The organism is Nocardia sichangensis (genome assembly GCF_047200615.1).
Taxonomy (GTDB): Bacteria; Actinomycetota; Actinomycetes; order Mycobacteriales; family Mycobacteriaceae; genus Nocardia; species Nocardia sichangensis.
The window spans coordinates 98,931-118,432 of sequence record NZ_JBJZOK010000016.1 but is presented as its reverse complement, the minus strand read 5'-3'; the positions used below and the strand labels follow the sequence as shown (position 1 = coordinate 118,432).

The following is a 19,502-nucleotide window of genomic DNA, read 5'->3' as shown; positions in this document are numbered from 1 at the left end:
CCGGTGAGTTACCCATGTGCGTACGAAGTCTGTTGTTACGTTCGCTGCACGATACCGGCTGGTGTGGACGATCCGGCTCGCGGAACCCCGCCGCTGTCTCCGCTCGGTTGTGCAGTGTGCCGGACATCACTCACGCTCGAGGTTGATCTTCACATCGGTGTCAAGTTTCAGCATGAGGGCATGGACAACGAACTCTTCGAGTACAGCCCGATCGTCGATCGTCCGCCGTTGCGGTGGCCCGGCGGTGCCAGGGTGGCGTTCTATGTCGGACTCAATGTCGAGCACTATCGGGTGGACCGGCCGTCCACGAGCATCTTTCCCGGTACTGCCGGGCTCGCGCCGGATCCGCTGAACTACGGCTGGCGTGATTACGGACCGCGGGTGGGCATCTGGCGGGTGATCGAGGTGCTCGACCGGCACGGTATCCGGGCCAGCGCGTTGCTGAATTCCGATGTCGCCGAGCGGTATCCGCAGATCATCGCGGCGGGTGTACGGCGGGACTGGGCGTGGCTCGCGCACGGGAAGAACAACTCGATCTTCCAGCCGGACGTTCCGGCGGAGGAGGAGGGCGCCTACCTCGCCGATGTGGTCGCGACCATCGAGCGCGCGACCGGACGCAGGCCGCGCGGCTGGATGGGGCCCGCGCTCACCGAGTCCTTCCGCACCCCGTCGCTGCTGGCCGAACTCGGCCTCGGCTACGTCCTCGACTGGACCAACGACGACCAGCCCTATCCCCTGTCGGTACCCGGCGTGCTCAGTGTCCCTTACTCGGTGGAACTCAACGACAACACACTGTTCCTCGGCAAAGCCACCAGCGGACCGGATTTCGTGCGCATGGTCCGCGATCAGTTCGACCAGCTCTACGCCGAGTCGGCCGACAGCGGGCGGGTCATGGCGCTGGCCCTGCACCCCTTCGTGATCGGGCAGGCTTTCCGGATCAAATACCTGGACGAAGCACTCGCATACGTGTCGGGCCACCCGAGAGTGTGGCTGACCACCAGCGACGAGATCGCCGCCCACTACTCGAGCGCGTCGGTGCTTGCCGAACCCGCGCGAGCCGATGACGATCGGGTCAGGTAAACCGATCTGCGAGAGGCAGCGATGGCAGCGCAGGAACAGACACAGGACCAGGACCTCACCGGAAAGACGGTGGTGGTGACCGGCGCGAGCTCGGGCATCGGCGCCGCAGCGGCGCAGCGGCTCGCGGCTCGCGGCGCCACCGTCGCCGTCGTCGGCCGATCACCGGAGCGCACCGCCGAGGTGGCGGCGAAGGCGGGCGCGCAGCCGTTCGTCGCCGACTTCGCCCGGCTCGACGACGTGCGCAAGCTGGCCGACCAACTGCTCGACCGGTACCCGACGATCGACGTGCTGGCCAACAACGCGGGCGGCGCGTGGCCCAAGCGGACGGTCACCGACGACGGCAACGAACTCACCTTCCAGGTCAATCACCTGTCCCCGTTCCTGCTGACCAACCTGCTGCTGGAGCGTTTGACCCGTTCGCGGGCCCGGGTGGTGAACACCGCGAGCACGACCTACCGGATGGCGAAGCTGGACTTGGACACGGCCAACGCGCCGACCGGCTCGTTCAACCAGCTCGGCGCGTACGGCGCGTCCAAACTGGCGAACATCTTGTTCACCAGGGAACTGGCCCGCCGCACCGAGGGCACCGGCATCACCACCGCGGCCTTCCACCCCGGTGTGGTCGCGACCCATGTCTACGACAACGCGCCGCTCGGCTTCGGCTGGTTCGTCCGGTCTCCGCTGGCGCGCCCGTTCTTCATCCAGCCGGACAAGGGCGCCGAGCCGCTGGTGCATTTGGCCACGACCGCCGACGGTGCGGCGATCAACGGCCAGTACTTCCATCGTTTCCGACTGGAGCCGCCGCGCAACAAGCAGGCGGTCGACGCCGATCTCGCGGGACGGCTCTGGACGCTGTCCGAGCGGGCCACCGGGCTCACGTCGACCGAATAGTCAGGCGGTCACGGTTCTGTGAGCCGGAGTGAGGAGCCCGCTGCCCGCTCCGGCTCGACACCGACCCCGTACACCCCACCGGACACCGCGCCCGCGTCCAGCTCGACGATCGCCCGCGCGACTTGCTCGGTGGGGACCAGGGCCGGAAAAGTGGTCGGGGCGATCGCGTTCGCGCGCACCCCGAACTCGGCGAACTCGGCGGCGATATTCCGGGTCAGCTGGTTGAGCGCGGCTTTCGACGCGGAGTACAGCGTCTGTGCCGGGTAGACCTCCGAGCCGGAGATGCTCGAGACATTGACGATGTTGCGGTTGCGCGCGCGATTCTCGGGTCCCGCGTGCAACCAGCATCGTTGTGCCAGCCGCGCCGAAAGACGCAGGGGTACCGCTACGTTCAGCGCGAAGTGCGGATCGAAGTCGTCCAGCGCTGCGTCGCCGTCGACGATGCCGCCCGGATGCAGCCGGACGTGCGCCGCGTTGTTCACCAGCAGGTCGACTCCGCCGAACCGGGCCAGCGCCAGATCGACCACCCGTTCCACTTCACCCGGCTCGGTCAGATCCGACCGCACCACGAACACACGGGAATCGTTCTCGGGCACGGTCGCGTTCGGCGCCAGCGGATCGATGTACCACTCCAGCTGCGACGGCACCGCGGGTGTGCGCGTGCGGCACACGGCGACGATGTCGTAGTCGCGGTAGTAGGCCTGGCAGAACGCGTCGCCCAGCGTGCCGCTCGCACCGGTGAGCAGGCAGACGCGGCGTTCACCAGTGGACAATCTTGTCTCCTCCCCAGCGCCGTTCGGCGTCCGCCTTGGTGCGGTGCACCCACATCACCACGCTGTTGCGGTCGTTGACGTTGTTGCCCGCGAACGTGTGCCAGGTGCGCGGGGTGACCTCGAACAGCAGCAGCGAATTGTCCAGCGGCGGGACGAGGGACACGCACGGCAGCGCGGCTCCCTGGGCGACGTGGTCGTACAGCGCGGTCTCGCCGCCGTCGCCCGGCTGCCATCCCGGATTGCCCAGATAGAACAGCACCGCGACGCCGCGCACGGTCTCGCGCGCGACGACGCCGGGCGCGCGTGCCCCAGTTTTGGTGTGCACGGTGGCGTCGGGCAGGCGTACTTCGCCGGGACCGGGCGGCTGGCCGGGGAACCAGGCCGGGTTGAGATCGTTGTGCGGCCAGCCGAACGGGCTGCCCGGCCCGTGGTGGTGCACCGATCCTTCGACGTCGCCGGTCGGTTCGACACCCCCGAGCCGGGCGACCAGGTCGTGCCACTCGCGTGAGGTGAACACCGCGAGCGGGCCGTCGCGTAGGTCCCCCAGCCGAATTCCGTCGGCGCTGTAGCCGTCTGCGACCGGGGCGACCAGGTCGGGGCGCTCGCCGCGAACCCGCTCCAGTTGCTCGGTCAACCGCTGATAGAACTCGGGAACGAAGACATCGCGGGCGTACACGTGCGGAAAGGGCCTGCTGCGCCGGATCCAGCGTCGGTGGGCGAACAACTCTGCGAACCACTGCGGAACCGGCGGTGTCGCGAGCTCCGGCTCGGTTGTCACCATTACTCCCTCCCGGTCGAACCTCCGTGATCATATTGCCCGTACCCGGAACACGCGGGCCGGTCGCGGCCCTGCGAGGATCACGCGAATGAACCGGGATCTGCGTGTGTGTTTCGTCGGGGATTCGTTCGTCGCCGGTGTCGGCGACCCGGATTTCCGGGGGTGGGTGGGCAGGCTCGCGTCCGCGGCACATGCGGAAGGGATTCCGCTGACGGCCTACAACCTCGGGGTGCGCAGACAGACCTCGGCCGAGATCCTGCGGCGCTTCCGCGCCGAATGCGCGCCCCGCCTGCCGGACGGCGTGGACGCGCGGGTCGTGCTCTCCTTCGGCGTGAACGACGCCATGCACGAGAACGGCGGTTCGCGGGTCGCGCCCGACGAGTCGGTGGCCAACCTCGGCGAGTTGCTCGCGCAGGCGGGCGAGCGAGGTTGGCCGGTGCTGATGGTCGCTCCGCCGCCGATCGCCGACGACGAGCACAATGCCCGCACCGCCGCACTGGACGAGCGATTCGCGCAGGTCTGCGCCGCGGCGGAGGTGCCGTACGTGCGAGTGCACCAGCTACTGCGCGACAGCGCGGTGTGGGCCGCCGACGTGCGCGCGGGTGACGGGGCGCACCCAGGGGCCGCGGGTTACGAGGAGATGGCCGCGCTCATCGTTCCGCAGTGGCGCGCGTGGCTGTCGCGGTGACACGTCGATTTCGGATCGTATAGGGTAATCTGTCTCAGACAGAACAGGCTACTATTTCGAATTCGGCGTCACCGACCCGGCGTTGCACCGAAATCCCCTGCGCCCCAAAGTGACCGGAATTACCCGATCGACATTCCCCGCTCGGCCGCCTCTGCCCGCCGTCTCCGCGCGGGCTCCAGATCCAGCGTCGGCGAACCGCCCTTCGGCACCTCGTCCGAGACGAACGCTTCGCTCAATTCCGGTACCCAACGGACGATCTCGTCGCGATAAGGACCTTCAGTCTCCAGCTGACCGAGCACGCCAACGAGCGTGAGGAACGAGCGGGCGAACGGCGTGAAGTAGGCGGGCATGGTCAGCTGCCGGACCACATTGGTCAATCGAGGATTAGTAGTGCGCAACACTTGTCGCCGCAACCAGCGGGTGGTCAGCCGGTAGGTCTCGTGCCGGAAGGGTTCACCGCAGGGAGTGATGGCGGCGTAGAGCGCGTCGCTGTCGAGAGCGAGTTCGTTCGCCACGAAGCCGTGTCGGCGCGTGGCGTCGGCCAGATCTCCTGGCCCGCCTCGGAATATCGCTTTACAGCAGTCGAGCGTCAGTTCGCCGAAACCCGCAGGAGGCCACGGGCTGCACGCGCCGAAGTCCATGACGCCGAGCCGGCCGTCCGGCAGCACGCGGAAGTTGCCCGGATGCGGATCGGCGTACAGCAGGCCGTGGCGAGCCCAGCCGGAGGTCACGAAGCGGACCATGAGCATGCCCACCCGGTCACGCTCGGCCTGCGTGCCCGCGGCGAGGACGCGCGGTACGGGTGTGCCATCGATCCATTCGCTGATCAGCACGTCACCATGTTGCGCAACCACATTCGGCACATAGAAGTCGGGATCATCCGCGTAGGCCGCAGCGAAGGCGCGCTGATGCTCGGCTTCCGCCGCATAGTCGAGTTCCCCTGCGACCGACGCGCAGATCGCTTCGGTCACCGCCTTCACGTCCGCGCCCGGCAGGAAAACCGTGGCGAGATAGGAGATCCGGCGCAGGTGGTCCAAATCGCGGGCCACCGCCTGCCTGCCGCCGGGATACATCACCTTGACCGCGACCGGTCTGCCGTCGTGCCAGATCGCCCGGTGCACCTGCCCTAGCGAGGCCGCGGCGGCGCGTCGATCATCGAATTCGCGGAAGTGCGAATGCCATTCCGTCCCCATGCTTTCGGCTATGGCAGCGCGGACGGTGTGCGGCAGCATCGCGGGCGCGGCGTCCTGCAACCTGCTGAGCGCGATCCGGTACGGCTCGGCCACCTCCCGCGGCAGTGCCAGCTCGTAGATGGCCAGCAGTTGCCCCAGCTTCGCGGCGCAGCCTTTCAGCTCGCCGAGCACCTCGAAGATGTGCTGCGCGGTGCGGAGCTGAATGTCCCGATTGACTTCTTCGGCCGATCTGCCGAGCGCCCGCTTGCCGATGCCCGCGGCCTGCCGTCCCGCGAAGGCCACCGGCAGCGCGGCCAGTTTCGCGCCGCGAACAGCGCCGTGAACAGGCGGTATGTCGTGGGAACGCGACGCGAAGAGCCGGGATCGTTTGCCCGCGGCCCCCGGCTCGGGGCGCTCTCCGATGGGCCGGATGGTCATGACTCACCTCACAGTCGCGGGCACAAGTGTGACACAGGTGCAGTACCCGACAGTAGGGCTTAGACTGTCTGGGACGTGTTCGAAAGTAGTCGAAAGGTGACTTCGATGGGATCCCAGACGGTGGTCGCCGACGTTGCCGACGAGCTGGCGCGCCGGGTTGCCGCGGGGGAATATCAGCCGGGGGATCTCATGCCGTCGGTGCGTCAGGTCGCCGAGGAATTCGATATGAACCGCGCGACCGCGCAGCTGACGCTGGGCAGGCTGGAGTCGTACGGTTTCGTCGAAGCCCGGCGCGGCAAGGGATTCACGATCCGTGACGTCCGAGAGGCGGGCGGGGTGGACGTGTACCGCCAGCTGTTCCGCTTCTCGATTCCCATGCCGGACATCGCGATGGAGATGTTCCGCGACATCGTGGACGTCGAGCGCAATCTTGTGCTCGAGACGCTGCTCGCCTACACCGGTGGCGAACAGCGGATCGATTCGGCCGAACTGAAATCCACCATCGACGAGCTCGAATCCCTGGCGCGTCAGCAGGTTCCGGATCTGCGGCAGATGCTGGCGCTCGAGGTCGCGCTGGTGCGCAGACTGCTGACCACGCTCGGTCTCCCCATGCAGCGGGCGATCTTGAACTCGATCGGTGAGACGGTGCTCGAGGTGCCGGAGGCGGTCGAAGCGTATTTCGCGGGCGCGCCGGATCTGCACGTTCTGGTCTGGCGAGCGCTGGCCGCGGTGTGGGATTCCGGCTCGGGGCCGAGCGAGGCTCAGCTGGCGCTGTTCGAGGATCTGTTCGGCATGTACCACGAGAAGGTGATCGCGCGCTTCGAGGAATTGGTGGTCGGCATCGAGGAAAGCGCCGGCGTGAACCAGGCCGCCACCGCCTAGTCGTTTCGTACGCTGCACAGTGCGTCTGGGACGATTTGCCCCGACCATCCTCTCGTTGCGCCGAAGTGAGCTGGGCCACCGCGTTCCCTGAGCGTATCTGTCCCAGACGCTAATGGGTCGAATGGGATGAATCGGCCGCGGCTCGCGTGGGTGTTCGGGCCGCTGCGCACCGCGCCGACCACGACGAAATCGTCTCCGGCACAGGGTCTCAGCGGCGCGACCGAGTGCTTCTGGGCAGCGGGGTTCGAGTTCGGCCCGAAGTCGTGAACCGGAGATCGCACCGGCGTAGGGGTGGCCGCCGCTACGCCGGTGCGATCGTCCCGGGCTTTCGACCGGACGGATGCCGCACGGCATCGCCGTCCCGGAATCGACGCCCGGACTCAGGCCCCGCCGTTGAGCTTGTTGAGGCGCTCGCACGCCTCGACGTACTCCTGGATCAGGCGGTTGACCACATCCGCGGAACGCTCCACCCGATTCATCATGCCGACGATCTGGCCGACCGGATTGAAGTTGACGTCCTTGGCGGCCTCCGGATAACGGTGCCCGCGCTTCACGCCTTCCAACGCGACCATCATCTGCAGCGGCATCGGCAGCGGGTCGGGGGTATCGGCCCGCTCCCACGCCTCGGTCCAGTCGTTGCGCAGCATGCGGGCGGGCTTGCCGGTCCATGCGCGCGAACGCACGGTGTCGTGGCTGGTCGCGTCGATGTAGGTCTGCATCTGGGCGGGCGGCACGTTGGCTTCCTCGACAGTGAGCCACACCGAGCCGGTCCACGCGCCCGCCGCGCCCATCGCCATCGCGGCGGCCACCTGGCGGCCGTTGCCGATGCCGCCCGCGGCCAGCACGGGCAGATCGCCGACGGCATCGATGACCTGTGGCCACAGCACCATCGAGGAGACCTCGCCGCAGTGGCCGCCGCCCTCGGTGCCCTGGCAGACCACGAAGTCGAGGCCGGCGCGCTTGTGGTTGAGCGCGTGCTTGACCGAACCGCACAGCGCGCCGATCAACCGGCCGGAATCCTGCACCTGCTTGATCACGTCCTCGGGCGGGGTGCCGAGGGCGTTGGCGACCAGCTTCGCCTTCGGGTGCCGCAGAATCACCTCCACCTGCGGGCCCGCTGTGGTGGCGGTCCAGCCGAGCAGTTGGTTGTGGTGCTCGCTCTCGGGCAGCTTGGGCACGCCGTGGTCGGCGAGGATCTTCTCGGCGAAGTCGCGGTGCCCCTGCGGGACCAGTTCGGCCAGCTTGGCTTCGAGTTCCTCCGGGCTCAGTCCATCGATGCCCTTGCCCTCGTACTTGGAGGGAATCACCAGATCGACGCCGTACACGCCCTGTACGTGCTCATCCAGCCAAGCCAACTCGACCTCGAGCTGCTCGGCGGTGAAGCCGACGGCGCCGAGCACGCCGAGTCCGCCCGCATTGCTGACCGCGGCCGCCACGTCGCGGCAGTGGGTGAAGGCGAAGATAGGGAATTCGATCCCGAGCCGTTCGCAGATTTCGGTACGCATGGCGTGCTGGTCTCCCTAACTGCTCCGCCGCGAACGGCGCGGCGCAGATGTACTAGAACGAGTTGCATAAGTGGCGCTCGGTTCGGCCTGGTCGCCGCACGTCGAGTCCACCGCGAGCCGCTGATATCGCCATGAAGCGGCTGCGGCATCCTCGACTGGCCTTCGCACCATGCCTCGACAGTAACACGTTCTAGTTTTCTGCGGAATGCGATGCCGGATCAGGCGGTGGCGCGCTCCAGTTCGGCGAGCGACTCCTCCAGGTGGTCGAGCAGACGGGGCAGCTGCGGCACACTGCGACGGCAGCCGACCAGGCCGAAGTCGAGATTGCCCGCGTTGGAGGTGAGCGTGATGTTCACCGCCTGACCGTCGAACGGGATCGACAGCGGGTAACTCGCGTCGAGACGCGCGCCGTTCCAGTACATCGGCTCTCGCGGCCCGGGCACGTTCGAGATGACGATGTTGAAGGTCGGACTGGTCCACGGGATCAGCGCGGGCACGAGGTTGAGGGCGAGCGGGCTGAGCATCAGTGCCGACAACGCCATCGTCTGATTGCACGACAGCGTGCGATAGACGTCCTTGCCGTCGCGCATCGACGCGGCGACCACCTGCAGGCGCTCCAGCGCATCGGCGATGTCGGTGCCGAGGTTGCACAGCACCGCGCCGACCTTGACCCCGTTGGTCTCGTCGTCGTCCTCGGCGCGCAGCGACATCGGCACCATCGCGACCAACGGCTTGTCCGGCAGAGCGTCTCGTTCGAGCAGGTAGCGCCGCAGTGCGCCCGCCGACATGGTGAGCACCACGTCGTTGAGCGTCGAGCCGGTCGCCTTTTTCACTTGCTGCAACCGTTCCAACGGCCAGGACCGCACCACCGCACGGCGCGCGCCGCCGATCGGGACGTTGAACATGGTGCGCGGCGCCGCGAACGGCAGGGTCAGCTGCTGCCGCGACAGCGCGGTGCGCGCGGCACGCAGGACCGATACGCCGGATGTCGCGGCGGAGAACAGGTTTCGCGCCACACCATCCGTACCGGACGGCGCCCTACGCCTGCCCCGAGGCAGGTGCCACGGCACGCGCGTGACACTCGAGGACGGATCGCCGGTCAGCGTGCGCCGGAGTAGACGCTGGGCGGAAACGCCGTCGATCAACGCGTGATGCATCTTCGAATACAGTGCGAACCTGCCGTCGGCGAGGCCCTCGATCAGGTGGAACTCCCACAGCGGGCGGTGCCGGTCGAGCAGACTGCCGTGCAGGCCGGAGGCCAGCTCAACGAGCTGGTCCATGCGTCCCGGCCCGGGCACGGCCAGCCGCCGCACGTGGTAGTCGAGTTCCACGTCCTCGGCGCGCGTCCACGCCATCTGCGGAGACCCGAAGATCGTCGCGGGATGCTTGCGAAAGGCCGGATCGATGTCGGTGCTGCGTAATAGCTTGTCGTGCACTTGTGCGGCGAAGTCCGCTCCGGCGTCCTCCGGCGGCTCGAACAGCTGCAACGCTCCCACGTGCATCGGCTGTTCGCGGGATTCGGCGAGCAAGAAGACGGCATCGACCGGCGCGATGAATTCCATGATGAGTCGCCCCCTGACGACATGGTGAGGATGTTCGGAGTACGAATCGACCACGTTGTCGGCGGGCCCGCGCAGCCATGAAACCGCCGCGACACGACAAACTTACCCGGGCGCGACGGACCGCGTTCGGTGAATCACCGAACCTTCGAGGCCAGCAGGTAGGCCTGCCCGAACCGCTCGTCGGGACCCGGCTCGCGCACCATGCGAGCGATCATGGCGAACCCGGCGTCACCGAGCAGACGCACGAGACGCTTCGGCGCCCACCGGTAGGCGCGAGTCACCTTGTGGTCGAAGGCTTCCACCGCGTCGGGCTGGTCGGCCGTCTGGAAAGCCAGCAACACGTGCCCTTTGCTTGCGAGTACCCGATGGAACTCGCTCAACACGTGCGGCACGCGATCCGGTGGGAGGTGAATCAACGAATACCACGCGACTATGCCGCCGAGCGCCTCGTGGCTTATCGGTAGCTGCTCTACGGAACCTTGCGCGAAAAGTAGCTGCGGATGTTCCACGCGGGCCAGCTCCACCATTCGCGGCGAGAGATCGATCCCGAATACCTGCGCACCCAACGCAGCGAGGTGTCCGGTGATCCGTCCCGGGCCGCAGCCGACATCGGCGATCGGGCCGGAGCCGTTGCCCGCCACCGATTCCACGAAGGCGCCGAGCATCGCCCGATCGAGCACCGCACCGGCGAGGTGGTGGCGGAATAGCTCGGTGTAGAGCTCGGCGACGTCGTCGTAGGCGGCTCGGGTGACGGCCACGTCAGGGTGTTCGTCTGCGAGGTCTTCGGTCGAATCCAGCACCCGGAGCAGCGTATTACGTGCTCACTCCCCCGAATCGAATGCCAGGGCGACGGCGAGACCGTCCGCGTAGACGCGGTGCCGGGTGATCAGGCGCCGTGGCGATCACCTCTCGGGTAATTGGGCGGCAGCCTCCGGCGCGGCGGGCGCGTCCGCTCGTGCCGCTGTGTCGCGACCGCGCGCGGTTCCCAGCACGGAACCGAGGATGACCAGCGGGAAGCCGATCGCCATGCCCGCGGTCAGCGGCTCGCCGAGCGCCGTGACGCCGAGCAGGATCGCCACCGCGGGATTGATGTAGGTGATCACCGTCGCACGGGCCGGGCCGACCTCGGCGATCAGCGCGAAGAAGAACAGGAACGCTACGGCGGTGCAGATCACCGCGAGGCCGAGCACCGACCAGGCCGCGTCGGCGGTGATGCGCGACGGGCGCAGCCACCCCGCGAACGGCGCGTAGATCACCGCCGCCAGCAGCAGCGATGCGGTCACCACACCGAGCGGGGGCAGATCGGCCAGTGCGCGATTGATGACGATCGGACCGACCGCGTAGCCGACCGTGGTAAGCCCGATCGCCGCGATCGCCGCCGGATTCCCCGAATCGACATCCAAGCCGACGAGCGCGGCGACGCCCGCGAACCCGACGAGCAGGCCGACCACCCGGCTCGCGTCGAACCGGTCGTGGCCGAGCACGGTCACGATCACCACGGCGATCAGCGGCACCGCCGCGATCAGCAAGCCGACCGTCGAACTGTGCAGCGTGGTCTCGGCGTACCCGATCAGGAACCACGGCCCGGTGATCTCCACCAGGGTGTAGAGCAGCAGAGGCCGCCATCGCCGGAACACCGGCGCCAGCGCGTCGGCGTAGAGCGCGACCGGCAGGAGCAGCAAGCCACCGATCAGCGTGCGGCCGAACGCGACCACGATCGGGTCGAGATCCTCCACCGCGATGCGGATCATCGCGTACGGCACGCCCCAGATCACGCCCATCGCCAGGAAGAGGGCCCATCCGCGGCGGGTCATCGCACGACCACCGCGCGGTGCGGACGGACGGCGACCGATTCGGTGCCGGGGGGTGAGAACATGCTCCGCTCGCTTTCGACCACTGGGAGCTTATCCAGGTGATCCGATCATCCGACAGATCCACTTCCCCGCTCCGGCAAGGCCGGTTCGCTCCGGTTTCCATGTCCCGTTCGTCCTATTTGAGCGAATGATGCGCGAGTGCAACGTTGTTCGGGCTAGTCTTCGCCCGGAGCGAAGGGAAGGCATCATCGTGGTCGACGTCATCCGCCGACTGGCCCCGAGCGAGGAGATGTTCGCCGCGGGCGAGGTCTTCATCGGTTATGCGGCACGGGTATCCGGTCGGTTGGACCTGCCCGCGTTGACAGCCGCCTTCGAGGCAGTCGCCCGGGCGCATCCCATTCTGCGCGCCCGCATCGAGTCGTCCGCCGACGGCGGTCGAGTCTTCACCGTGACGGACGCGGCACCCCAGGTCTTCGTCGCCGACGGCGATACCGAATTCGCCTTCACCGGAGCGAAATTCGACCAGCGCACCGGCGTCTGTGGGCTGTGCGTGGTACGCGACGGCGACACCGCGAGCGTCACCCTCGTGATCCATCACAGCATCGCGGACGCGTTCCACGCGTTCGCCATCGTCACCGAGTTCTGGGCCGGGTATCGAGACGCGGTCGGCGGAAAGATCCCCGAGTCGCCGGTGCACGCGTTCCCCGAATCGATCGAGCATCTGCTCGCGGCGCGAGGCATCGAGAAGATGGCGCTGCCCGGAGCCGGGGCCGCTGCTACCGCGCCACAGGTACCGCAGCCGCGCGACGACGACTATCCGACGCTGCACACCACCCGATGCCGGCTCTCCCGAGAGGAGACCGCGGCGCTGGTCGCCCTCGGACATCGCGAGAACGTCACGGTGCACGGTCTGGTGTCGGCGGCGCTGTTGCGGACCGAAGCCGAGATCCGCGAGCTACCGCTCACCGGGCTGCTCTACCTGTACTCCGTCGACCTGCGGACCAGGGTGAGCCCCGAAATCTCCGCCACCGAAGGCACGAACGTCCTCGGTTTCGCCAATTACCTCTCTCCCGAATCCGCCGTCACGCTGGTGGAATCGGCCCGCGGCATCAGCGCGGCGCTGCACGCGGGCCTGGCCGCTGGCATCGTGCAACGCACGCCGTTGAGCATCCCCGACATGGCGGCGGCGCCGCGACCGGCTCTGCCCGGCGTGGTCATCGCGACCAACTGGGGCACTATCCCGCCGCTGCCCGAGCAGGGCGAGCTGCGCATCGACGACTTCCACTCCACCATGCTCGCGAAGCCGGACCTGACCGGCCGCCGTCCGCAGCAACCGGGCGGCGGCACCTGCGTCATCAGCACTTTCGCCGGACGGCTGAGTGTGGAGATCCATCATCCTGAGGAATTCACCCAGCTCCAACGTCATCGCGTCGAAGTGCTGGCCCGCAACCTTCGCGCCGTGCACGACTGATTCCGCCCGACACCGAGCGCACCCGGTTACACGTCACCGCTCGCGCGTTGGCGGGCGAATACGCCGCGGGCCGCGATCACGCCGAACGGCTGTGATCGCGGCCCTCGGGTCGATCAGTTCGACGCCTTCGCGGTCGCCGTGGTGGTCGGCGCCGCGGAGTGCGTTGTCGTCGTGGTCGATTCGGTCGTGGTGGTCGGCTTCGTCGTCTCGACCGGCGCCGCGACCGGAGCAGGCGCGGGCGTGGTGGTGGTGACCACCGGCGCCGAGGTGGTGGTCGAGGTCGGCGCCGTCGTCGTCGGCCGGTCCGTGGTGCCGGTCGTCGTAGGGGCGGCGCTGGTCGGCTTCGGTGCCGTGGTCGAGCTCTTGGCGGGTTCGGTCGTCGGAGCCGCCGAGGTGGTCTCCGCCGCCTTGTACACGGCGGCCAGGTCCGCCTCCTGCGGCTTGGACGTCGGGTCGACCTGCTTACCGGCCTGCGCCTGCTTCGCCAGATGGGTGAGCCACGCGGCCGCGTACTCCGCCGAGGTCAGCGGCTTGCCCGCGGCGGGGTCCGCGTCGTCCCAGTAGTCGAAGTGGTGACCGGTGTGATTCGGGCCCAGGGTGAGGTTGTACGGGTCGCTGAGGATGACCGGGATCGTGTTCTGGTTCGTCACGATGAGCCCGACGATCTCGTTGAGCACCTTCTGCGGCAGGTAGGCCAGCGGCGACATGTCGTTCGTGGCAATGGAGTCCGCCTGCACCGGCGCTTTCTTCTCACCCGGCTTGTACGCCGGGTCCGACACCCGCAGCAGCACCTGCAGGAAGGTCTCGTCGCTCTGCATCCAGTTAGGCTGCGACTGGATGTCCGCGAACGCCGCCATCGCGATCCGGCCGAGGACCACGGCGACGTCCTGCCCGGTCGCCGGCGTGAGCCCGTCGCGCTCGAGCGCGTCCACGTTCAACTGCCTGCCGACATTGACCACCAATTGCAGCAGGGAGATGTTCTGCGGCGCCGAGCAGGTGAGATCGCCGTCGGAGCAGAACGACGCGATCTTGCCGTTCAGCGCGCCGAAGTCACCGCTGGTGCCGCGCACCGCGCCCTGCCCGGGAACCGCGTTCGTGCCGTTCTGATATTGCTGGTCGAAGCCGTCCGGGTTGCTGAACGGGTCCTTCGATCCCGGGAACGGCCCGTCGCCCGCCGAGCGACCCGAGTCGGCGAGGATGACGACGCCGACGACGTCGGCCGGATCCACGATCCCGTACGCGCCGTCCTGGCCGGGTTCCTGATGGCCGATCTGCATCGCGACGCGGCGGACGACGTCGGCGCCCTCGCTGTAGCCGACGATCGAGAACTTGGTGTCGGGGCACGCCTGGGCGATCTCCCGCATCACCCGCTCGGTGTTCGCGACACCGGCGTTGACAGCGTCCTCGTAGGTGGACATATTCGCCGGATAGGCGATGTAGACCGCGGCGTACGCGTCCGGATCGACGTCGTCGGCCGGTGCGTTGACGACCGGATCGACCCACTCACTGCTGTGATCACCCGACAGCGCGGCGGGCAACGGGTTGCCGTTGGCATCCACCAGCATCCTGGTGGTCCCCTCCACCGGAGTGTCGTTGCGACCGGCCACCGAGATGGTGACCATGTCGCGGCATTCCGTGACAGAGGTCGTGAGCTGGGTTTCCCTGGTTTCCGGCGTCGACGTCAACGCCAACGAGGTGGCGACCACCGCCGCCACGCCCAGCACCGCCGGAGCGGCAACCGCCGAAGCGATGCGATGCCGCGCGAAGAACTCGCGAAGAGCCATGTCCTGATTTCCATTCCATACACCGACAAAGTGGACGGACAAGCCCCCCGACGGGCCATACGTCACCGAGGACGTCGTGGTAGGGGCCCTGAGCGTTACTTAGTGCCGGATGGAAGGGTTCGAACCGCGAAGCGTCCCCTCGCGCCTGATTGCTGCTTGACCTTCACGTATGCGTCAATCCTTAGCGTCGGGGCATGACGACTGTGACGCGAACCTCCCGAGCGATTCAGCTGGCCGCGCGACCGAACGGATTGCCGGCATTGCCGGACTTCCGGCTGATCGAAGAGGCGGTACCCGATCCCGCACCGGGACAAGTGCTGATCCGCAACCTGTACATGTCGCTCGATCCGGGAATGCTGATGCAAATCGGCGGATATCCCGAAATCCCGATGCCCGCCTTCGCCATCGGCGAAGTGATATCCGGTGGCGCGATCGGTGAGGTCGTCGCGTCCGCTGACCAGCATGTGCCGGAGGGAGCATTGGTGCTGCACCAACACGGCTGGCGCGAGTACGCCATCGCGGACGCCGACAGCGTTCGGGTCGTCGACGCACAGGCGTATCCGTCGCCGTCGACGTACCTCGGTTTCGGATTGGTCGCGTATGTGGGGCTGACCGTGGTCGCGGGGTTACGCGAGGGTGAGACCGTTCTGGTCTCCAGCGCCGCCGGAGCTACCGGAAGCCTGGCCGGCCAGCTCGCGCGACTGCTCGGCGCCGGGCGAGTCGTCGGGAGCGTGGGATCACCGCGGAAGGCCCGCTACGTCATCGACGAGCTCGGCTTCGACACGGCGTTCGACTATCACGACCAGCCGTTGTCCGACCAGTTCCGGGCAGCCGCGCCGGAAGGAGTCGACGTGTATTTCGACAATGTCGGCGGCGCGCAACTGCGCGCCGCGATCGAGACGATGAACGTCGGCGGGCGAATCGCCCTGTGCGGCGCGCTCGCCCGGCAGCGCGCGGGTGGGACGCCCGATGGTGGGCCCGGAGACCTGCTGCCGGTGATCGCGAAGCGAATCACACTGCGCGGATTCACCGCCCTCGATCACCTGGATCTGGCGCCGGAATTCGGACGGCGGTTACGCCAGTGGCTCGCCGAGGGTTCGCTGCGGCACGCCGAGAATGTCGTCGATGGGCTGGAAAACGCTCCACAGGCACTGCTCGACCTGGTGCGAGGTCGCTACACCGGGAAAGTAGTTGTGCGGCTCACGCGTTGAACAGTCACCACGGGAAGGACACGACAATGCTGATCGGTGAACTGGCGGAGCGGACCGGAACGACCACGCGCGCGCTGCGCTTCTACGAGGAACGAGGTCTGCTCACCTGTGAACGCACCACTTCGGGCTACCGCCGCTACGACGAAGAGGCGGTGAAGCGGGTACACAACATCCGGGAACTGCTGGATGCCGGATTCACCATCGACGATGTCCGCGCGTTCGTGCCCTACCTCGACCGCGACCTGCCCCAAACTTTCCCGTTCGAGCCGCGGTGCCCCAACGGGTACGCATCCGTCGGCCCACCACGGTTCGCCGAGCTCAATCGGCGCATCGCGAATCTGATCGAACTACGTAATCGCCTGATCGACCGGATGCCGTGGCTGGCACAGGACAGCCCGAGCGAGCCGACTGGCGAAGACCAACAGCCGTGCGGTACTTGAGCCCAGCCTCCCCCGAACTCAGCCGCGCGCCATATCCACGAACCGCGACAAATGCAGCTGATGGGCGACGGTGATCGTCGCGGTGGGGCCGTTACGGTGTTTACCGAGAATCAGGTCGGCCTCACCGCCGCGCGGGTCGTCGCGCTCGAAAGCGTCGGGACGGTGCAGCAGGATGACCATATCCGCGTCTTGTTCCAAAGATCCCGACTCGCGGAGATCGGACACCATGGGGCGCTTGTCGGTTCGCTGTTCGGGACCGCGGTTGAGCTGGCTGATCGCGACCACCGGCACTTCGAGTTCCTTGGCCAGCAGTTTCAGATTACGGGAGAAGTCCGAGACTTCCTGCTGACGGGATTCGACCTTTTTGCCGGACGTCATCAGCTGGAGGTAATCCACGACCACGAGTTTCAAATCGTGGCGCTGCTTGAGCCGCCGCGCTTTGGCGCGGATCTCCATCATCGTCAGGTTCGGCGAATCGTCCACGAACAGCGGCGCCTCGCTGATCTCACTCATCCGCCGCGCCAACTTGGTCCAGTCGTCGTCGCTCATCCGCCCGGACCGCATATCCCCGAGCTTGATCTTCGCCTCCGCCGACAACAACCGCATGACGATCTCGGTACGACTCATCTCCAAGGAGAAGATGACGCTCGCCAAGCCATGCTTGATCGAGCAACTGCGCATGAAATCCATTCCCAAAGTCGAGTTGTGCGTGGGAATCATCGAGCGTCCGGCCAGATACAGATGGTCGGCGTTGTCCACTTCGACGCAGCGCACCGGCACGCTGTCGATCCGGCGTACATCGACGACGAATCGCGAGTTCGATCGCACCGTGCTGCGGCTGGCGCGCCGTTCCTTGTGCAGCAAGGCCTTCCGATACAGACCGAACACCTCGTCGTCGGTGGCGAAGGTGAGGGTGTAAGCGGTAGAGGATTCCTCGGAACGACCTCGGACTCGCTTGGTGGAGAGATGACAGCGGTAACCGAGGCCGACGATCAGCTCGTGCACGTCTGCGACGAGCCGGGCGTTCGTGACACTGAACTGTACGGAGCCGCCGTTGGTCACGGTGCCGTCGGTGTCCAGCAAACCGGCCAGTAGGGACCGTCGCTGTTGCTCGGACGCTCGCAGGTAGTCGATGGGAATGTGCTTGTCACCGAGGACACCGAGCGTCCGCAGGCGCGCCTGCACGCTCCCGACGGTGTTCCGGCACTTCTGGCACAGGCGCAGACCGATCGACCCTTCGCCGCAATTCGGGCAGCGCGGTGCAGGCACCGGAGCCGAAAGGAACCGAGCCTTTCCGCCGCAGGACCGCCCACGGGTGCGGACCTCGGTGGTGAAAGGAACGAATTCCTTGCCGCAGACCAGGCACTCGCGTGCGGGGATCGGCTCGTCGGCAGGCAATGTCAGCTGATAACGCAGCCGAGCCGACCGCGAGGGCACCGCGACGATCCCCTCGGCCTCGATTCGCGCGATGATCTCTGGATCGGCGCAGGTGAGCTGTGCGGCGGCGGACGTTCCGTCGCCGAGCCAGGCGCCCAGCGTGTAGGGCGGCACCGTCAGGGCGCGCGCAGGCAGTTGTAGCGGGCCGGAATTGCTGACCGAGTGGTTCAGTCTGCGATCCGCGGTGTCGCACCGCAGCGTTCTCGCGATCTCGGCGGTCGTACGCACCTCGGCAGCTGCCCGTTTCGACCGTCTGGATGCCCTGGTCTCCGTGAGCCATTGATGTTGTTCATCCGCGACGAGCACGGAGCCGTCGGAGAACTCCACCTCGTAGCAGGGACGCCCGGACAAAACCTCGGTCGCCGCTACGACGCGGGTGGGACGACCCTTCGCGTCCAACAATTCGTCGCCGACGTGGACCTCACCCATGGTGGTCCATCCGGTGGGTGTCGGAAGGGGGGTATCCAGGGCCAGCGCCTTGCCCACACCAGGCCTGGCCGCGACGATGATCATCTGACCGGGGTGCAGGCCATTGGTGATTTCGTCGAGTTCGGTGAAACCGGTGGGGACGCCGAGGGAGATGCCGCCGCGGCTGGCGATGGAGTCGATTTCGTCCATCGTCGGCTGGAGCAGTTCTTCCAGGGGGAGGAAGTCTTCGCTGGTGCGGCGTTCGGTGACCTCGTAGACCTCGGCTTGGGCGCGGTCGACGACCTCGGCGACGTCCTGGCCGTCGGCGCCCGCGTAGCCGTACTGGACGATGCGGGTGCCCGCCTCGACCAGGCGGCGCAAAATGGCCTTCTCGGCCACGATTTCGGCGTAGTAGCCCGCGTTGGCCGCCGTCGGCACGGTCTGGGTGAGCGTGACCAGATACGGCGCGCCGCCGATGCGCTTGAGCTCGCCACGGCGGTCCAGGCCCGCGGCGACGGTCACCGGGTCGGCGGGTTCGCCGCGCCCGTAGAGATCCAGGATCGTGTCGTAGATGGCCTGATGGGCGGGACGGTAGAAATCGCCGGGCCGAATCGCCTCGACGACGTCGGCGATGGCGTCCTTGCTCAACAGCATGCCGCCGAGCACCGACTGCTCGGCCGCCATGTCGTGCGGAGGCTGGCGGCCGAAGTCCTCGCCGGGAGGTTCGGGCGGGAAGTCCGTGTGCCCGCGGTCATCGGTGGTTGTCACCAGACTCGACCGTCCTCTCTACCCCACGACCGGGATGCACCCTGTCGACTCGTTTTACTCCCGGGCACCGACACGTTCGAAAAAGCCTTTGACCAGGGCTCCAGCTACCGCCGCGGCACCGGTCCGTGCGCGCGCTCGGGAGCGGCCCGCGCGCAGCGATGCGACGAACCTAGGCGACCCGCTGGCTGTGCACCAAACCGCACTGTGCACACAGCTGTGGATAACTTGGGGAGAGTTCACTCAACCGTGTGCACCCCCTGTGTACAACTTGGGGAAAACCCAGGTCGGCGGGGTCAAATACGCAGATAGATATGGACTTCCGCGTTCTTCCAGGTGTGGATTAATGAAGTACCGGCGTGTCGGCCAAGTTGAACAGCCGGGCGTGTTGGGTTAACAGCAC

At 67.2% G+C, this 19,502-nt stretch carries 16 protein-coding genes; 7 read left to right on the top strand and 9 right to left on the bottom strand.

Features of this window, described 5'->3' with window-relative positions; genetic code table 11:
* The first annotated feature begins 180 nt into the window (after positions 1–180).
* Both ACL03I_RS22505 and ACL03I_RS22500 read left to right on the top strand, forming a co-directional pair.
* Entirely contained in the window at positions 181–1,080 is a 900-nt protein-coding gene (locus ACL03I_RS22505) for a polysaccharide deacetylase family protein (RefSeq protein ID WP_355071111.1), read from the top strand.
* Between the two features lie 21 nt (positions 1,081–1,101).
* Complete coding sequence (locus ACL03I_RS22500; RefSeq protein ID WP_355071113.1) at positions 1,102–1,971, top strand: SDR family NAD(P)-dependent oxidoreductase; 870 nt, start codon at positions 1,102–1,104, stop codon at positions 1,969–1,971.
* A gap of 8 nt (positions 1,972–1,979) precedes the next feature.
* Here the strand turns inward: ACL03I_RS22500 and ACL03I_RS22495 are convergent, their stop codons facing one another.
* Together ACL03I_RS22495 and ACL03I_RS22490 are read right to left on the bottom strand one after the other, a co-directional pair.
* The gene (locus tag ACL03I_RS22495) at positions 1,980–2,744 is read right to left on the bottom strand and encodes an SDR family NAD(P)-dependent oxidoreductase (RefSeq protein WP_355071115.1); all 765 of its coding nucleotides are present in this window, start codon (positions 2,742–2,744) and stop codon (positions 1,980–1,982) included.
* Complete coding sequence (locus ACL03I_RS22490; protein WP_355071117.1) at positions 2,731–3,525, bottom strand: 2OG-Fe(II) oxygenase family protein; 795 nt, start codon at positions 3,523–3,525, stop codon at positions 2,731–2,733. The genes ACL03I_RS22495 and ACL03I_RS22490 overlap by 14 nt, the downstream gene beginning before the upstream one ends.
* An 85-nt stretch (positions 3,526–3,610) precedes the next feature.
* On the opposite strand from ACL03I_RS22490, the gene ACL03I_RS22485 reads away from it, so the two are divergent.
* Complete coding sequence (locus ACL03I_RS22485) at positions 3,611–4,210, top strand: DUF459 domain-containing protein (RefSeq protein ID WP_412806894.1); 600 nt, start codon at positions 3,611–3,613, stop codon at positions 4,208–4,210.
* A gap of 119 nt (positions 4,211–4,329) precedes the next feature.
* On the opposite strand, the gene ACL03I_RS22480 is transcribed toward ACL03I_RS22485, so the two are convergent.
* Entirely contained in the window at positions 4,330–5,820 is a 1,491-nt protein-coding gene (locus tag ACL03I_RS22480; protein WP_412806893.1) for an ABC1 kinase family protein, read from the bottom strand.
* A gap of 105 nt (positions 5,821–5,925) precedes the next feature.
* On the opposite strand from ACL03I_RS22480, the gene ACL03I_RS22475 reads away from it, so the two are divergent.
* Positions 5,926–6,702 carry a GntR family transcriptional regulator gene (locus ACL03I_RS22475; protein WP_355071122.1) on the top strand — a complete coding sequence of 259 codons (777 nt, stop codon included), beginning with the start codon at positions 5,926–5,928 and terminating at the stop codon, positions 6,700–6,702.
* Positions 6,703–7,082: 380 nt separating this feature from the next.
* On the opposite strand, the gene ACL03I_RS22470 is transcribed toward ACL03I_RS22475, so the two are convergent.
* The 4 genes from ACL03I_RS22470 to ACL03I_RS22455 form a co-directional block, all read right to left on the bottom strand.
* Positions 7,083–8,207: an NAD(P)H-dependent flavin oxidoreductase gene (locus ACL03I_RS22470; protein ID WP_355071124.1), complete on the bottom strand. Its 1,125-nt coding sequence runs from the start codon at positions 8,205–8,207 to the stop codon at positions 7,083–7,085.
* Positions 8,208–8,425: 218 nt separating this feature from the next.
* On the bottom strand, positions 8,426–9,769 hold the full coding sequence (locus ACL03I_RS22465; protein WP_412806892.1) for a WS/DGAT/MGAT family O-acyltransferase: 1,344 nt from the start codon (positions 9,767–9,769) through the stop codon (positions 8,426–8,428).
* A gap of 134 nt (positions 9,770–9,903) precedes the next feature.
* Complete coding sequence (locus ACL03I_RS22460; RefSeq protein WP_412806891.1) at positions 9,904–10,569, bottom strand: class I SAM-dependent DNA methyltransferase; 666 nt, start codon at positions 10,567–10,569, stop codon at positions 9,904–9,906.
* Between the two features lie 102 nt (positions 10,570–10,671).
* Positions 10,672–11,583 carry a DMT family transporter gene (locus ACL03I_RS22455; RefSeq protein ID WP_355071129.1) on the bottom strand — a complete coding sequence of 304 codons (912 nt, stop codon included), beginning with the start codon at positions 11,581–11,583 and terminating at the stop codon, positions 10,672–10,674.
* A gap of 250 nt (positions 11,584–11,833) precedes the next feature.
* Between ACL03I_RS22455 and ACL03I_RS22450 the strand changes: the two genes are divergently transcribed.
* The gene (locus tag ACL03I_RS22450; protein WP_412806890.1) at positions 11,834–13,054 is read left to right on the top strand and encodes a phthiocerol/phthiodiolone dimycocerosyl transferase family protein; all 1,221 of its coding nucleotides are present in this window, start codon (positions 11,834–11,836) and stop codon (positions 13,052–13,054) included.
* Positions 13,055–13,167: 113 nt separating this feature from the next.
* Here ACL03I_RS22450 and ACL03I_RS22445 read toward each other — a convergent pair whose 3' ends face one another.
* Positions 13,168–14,838 (bottom strand): cutinase family protein, encoded by a 1,671-nt coding sequence (locus tag ACL03I_RS22445; RefSeq protein ID WP_355071133.1) that lies wholly within the window; start codon positions 14,836–14,838, stop codon positions 13,168–13,170.
* 194 nt (positions 14,839–15,032) lie between these two features.
* Between ACL03I_RS22445 and ACL03I_RS22440 the strand changes: the two genes are divergently transcribed.
* Complete coding sequence (locus ACL03I_RS22440; protein WP_412806889.1) at positions 15,033–16,049, top strand: NADP-dependent oxidoreductase; 1,017 nt, start codon at positions 15,033–15,035, stop codon at positions 16,047–16,049.
* 26 nt (positions 16,050–16,075) lie between these two features.
* On the top strand, positions 16,076–16,489 hold the full coding sequence (locus ACL03I_RS22435; protein WP_412806888.1) for a MerR family transcriptional regulator: 414 nt from the start codon (positions 16,076–16,078) through the stop codon (positions 16,487–16,489).
* Positions 16,490–16,507: 18 nt separating this feature from the next.
* On the opposite strand, the gene dnaB is transcribed toward ACL03I_RS22435, so the two are convergent.
* Positions 16,508–19,102, bottom strand: coding sequence for a replicative DNA helicase (gene dnaB / locus ACL03I_RS22430; protein WP_412806887.1), 2,595 nt, complete (start codon positions 19,100–19,102; stop codon positions 16,508–16,510).
* Between the last annotated feature and the right edge of the window lie 400 nt (positions 19,103–19,502).